Annotated in this window: 3 protein-coding genes, 1 tRNA gene and 1 pseudogene; 2 read left to right on the top strand and 3 right to left on the bottom strand. The window is 69.1% G+C overall.

The features are described 5' to 3' along the window. Positions 1–258 precede the first annotated feature (258 nt). Positions 259–334 (bottom strand) — tRNA-Arg (locus EQG76_RS26550). 62 nt (positions 335–396) lie between these two features. On the opposite strand from EQG76_RS26550, the gene EQG76_RS26545 reads away from it, so the two are divergent. Further along, complete coding sequence (locus EQG76_RS26545; RefSeq protein WP_159717893.1) at positions 397–843, top strand: DMT family transporter; 447 nt, start codon at positions 397–399, stop codon at positions 841–843. Between the two features lie 27 nt (positions 844–870). Here EQG76_RS26545 and EQG76_RS26540 read toward each other — a convergent pair whose 3' ends face one another. Both EQG76_RS26540 and EQG76_RS26535 read right to left on the bottom strand, forming a co-directional pair. After that, positions 871–1,428, bottom strand: a complete 558-nt coding sequence (locus tag EQG76_RS26540; RefSeq protein ID WP_159717891.1) for a type 1 glutamine amidotransferase domain-containing protein — start codon at positions 1,426–1,428, stop codon at positions 871–873. A 79-nt stretch (positions 1,429–1,507) separates the two neighbouring features. Further along, the gene (locus tag EQG76_RS26535; protein WP_159717889.1) at positions 1,508–2,371 is read right to left on the bottom strand and encodes a peptidoglycan-binding protein; all 864 of its coding nucleotides are present in this window, start codon (positions 2,369–2,371) and stop codon (positions 1,508–1,510) included. Positions 2,372–2,502: 131 nt separating this feature from the next. Here EQG76_RS26535 and EQG76_RS26530 point away from each other — a divergent pair. After that, positions 2,503–2,703, top strand: a pseudogene (locus EQG76_RS26530) (S-methyl-5-thioribose-1-phosphate isomerase); the annotation flags it as partial.

Raw genomic sequence — 2,703 nt, 5'->3', positions numbered from 1 at the left:
TCGCTGCGCAGCAGGCGGTACAGATCTTCCAGGTTCATGCCTGCCACCTTTCCTGATCGAGTGCCGGCTCCGGGCCGAAGACAGGCTAGCGACTTTCCCTTGAGGTCGCACGCGCCGGTTCTCGATGGCGCGAGCGGTCTCTCTTTCCCTGCCATCTGTCCGGCAGGACGCCTGAGATGGTGCAGCCTGTGACCCTCCCTCCGGCCCGGACTGCCGCGCGGGGCCTCGGCGCCCTCGGTTCTCGCTCTTGTTCGGGAATGGCGCGCCCTGCAGGGATCGAACCTGCGACCTACCGCTTAGAAGGCGGTTGCTCTATCCGCTGAGCTAAGGGCGCGGCTGGCGCACTCTAGCGGCAGCGGCCATGCTAGGCGAGGGTGCCGGTTCGGGGAGTGCGGCTTGATTCAGTTTCTGCTGGGGGCCTGGATCGCGGTCATGGGAGCCGGGATCTCAATGCAGCCCCTGCTCAACGCCCAGGTGGCGTCGCGCGCCGGGCACCCGATCTACGGGGCGCTGATCTCGGTGTTCGTCAGCACCTGCCTGATGGCGGTGCTGGTGGTGGCGGGGCGGCTGCCGGCCCCCAACCTGCGCGAGCTGGTGGCGGGCCCGTGGTGGATGTGGATCGGCGGGATCATCGGCGCGCTCTACGTGCTGGCAGCACTGATGGCCACACCCCGGCTGGGGGCGGCGACCACGGTGGCGATCTTCATCGCCGGCCAGCTGATCGCCTCGATCCTGATCGACCATTTCGCCCTGCTGGGCGTGCCGGGCCACCCCATCGACCTGCCGCGCCTGATCGGCGTCGCGATGCTGGCCGGCGGGGTGGTGCTGATCCGCTGGGTCTAGCCGGGCTTCAGGCCGGCTCCGGGAAGGTCAGGCGGCGCGCTGGTGGCGGCCTTCCTGCACCTCCTCGACGATCTTGCCGACGAAGGCGTCCAGGTCCTTGGGCGAGCGGCTGGTGATGATGCCCTGGTCGACCACCACCTCCTGGTCGACCCAGTTGCCGCCGGCATTGGCGACGTCGGTCTTGATCGACTGGAACGAGGTGACCTTGCGACCGCGCAGGGCGTCGGCCTCGACCAGGAGCCAAGGGCCGTGGCAGATCGCGGCCACCACCTTGCCGGACGAGACGAACTGCTTGACCAGGTCCACCGCCTTGGGCTCGGTGCGCAGCTTGTCCGGGTTGATCTGTCCGCCCGGCAGGACCAGTGCGTCGTAATTGTCGATCTTGGCCTGGTCGATCGGTAGGTCGACGGGGACCGTCTCGCCCCAGTCGGTCTCGTCCCAGCCGCGGATCTCCTGGCCGGACGGCGAAGCCACCTCGACCCTGGCGCCGGCCGCGCGCAGCTTGTCGCGCGGCACGATGAGTTCGGACTGCTCGAAGCCGTCGGTGGCCATGATCAGGATGCGGGCCTGGTCGATCTTGGGCATGATCGTTCCCTCCGGGTTGCACGGATTTGGGCGGGGAACGAGACCGGCAGGCCCGGGTTCCATTCTACAGCAGGCCGATTCAGGTCGAGCGCAGGTCCGGGCGAGCGCGGATCGCGGCGTCCAGCTCGCCCGCCGGCCAGACCGGGTCCTCGATCAGGCGGAAGCCGCGCAAAAAGGCGTCGGCGAACCGGCCGAAGCCGTGGCTGCCGCCGTTCACCAGCCGGCGGATGCGCAGGAGGTCGCCATCCAGCACGGCCTCCTTGATCTCCCGCTCGTGGGGGTGGAGGAAGGCCGCGAGGATCCTGGCCGCGGTTTCCGGCTCCAGGGCGCGAGCGGGATCCTGGACCAAGGCCATGCCCATGCCCAGCGCCTTGCCGATCGTCGTGTAGTTGGCCCGGCCGGTGAGCTGGACGAAGCCGCGGCCGCGATAGCGCTCACCGTCGGGCCGGCCGCGATTGCCAAGATCCGCGCGCTGGTCGTAGAGGTCGAAGGGCTTGCCGCCGGGCGAGGTGTTGAAGCGCGACACCCGCTCCTCGATCGGCAGGAAGCCTTCGGTCTCGGCGCGGATGGTGGCCAGTGCGGTCAGGATCATGGGCTTGTCCGCGATGCCGGACGCCTTGAGTGCCGCCAGGATCAGCGGGAGGAAGCGGGCGATGTTGCCGGCAGGCGTGGCCGGGAACATCTTCGCCACCAGGTCGGCGGACAGGAAGAGATAGGGCTCGGCTTTCTGCAGGATGCCCGCCGGATCCAGCCGCAGCCGCGTCTTCGGACCATAGACGCCGTCGGGCAGCAGGCCCTGGGCACGCTGGAAGGCGATCAGCGCCGCCTCGGTGGCCGCACCGAAGATTCCGTCGGCGGAGCCCGGGCGGAAGCCGCGCAGGGTCAGGCGCTCCTGCATGCGCTTGACCTCGGGGCCGCGGTCGGTGAAGCGGAGGGTGGTCATGACGGAGTTCCTCGGCTGCGCGTGTTAAGGCTGATATTCCTATAATCGGACCATGGTCCCGCTTGCAACCACGCCGTTGCCGTCCCCACATGCCGCCCGTATCCCGCGGCCGAGAAAGTGGTACAAACGACATGCGCATCGAGGGGCGTCCCTATCGCACCATCTGGACCGAGGCGGACCACAAGGTCCGGGTGATCGACCAGACCCGGCTGCCCCACGAGTTCGTGGTGGCGGACCTGCCCGACCTGGAAGCCGCGGCGGCGGCGATCGAGACCATGCTGGTGCGCGGCGCGCCGCTGATCGGCGGGACCGCCGCCTATGGCATGGCGCTG

It is taken from the genome of Geminicoccus flavidas (assembly GCF_009806515.1).
GTDB lineage: Bacteria > Pseudomonadota > Alphaproteobacteria > Geminicoccales > Geminicoccaceae > Geminicoccus > Geminicoccus flavidus.
Note: the sequence above shows the minus strand (reverse complement) of the source record. Positions and strands in the feature narration are given on the sequence as shown.

Bases quoted from the DNA above. Each gene is read 5' to 3' on its own strand.
- EQG76_RS26535 (WP_159717889.1), bottom strand. From the start codon at position 2,371: ATGACCACCCTCCGCTTCACCGACCGCGGCCCCGAGGTCAAGCGCATG.
- EQG76_RS26540 (WP_159717891.1), bottom strand. From the start codon at position 1,428: ATGCCCAAGATCGACCAGGCCCGCATCCTGATCATGGCCACCGACGGC.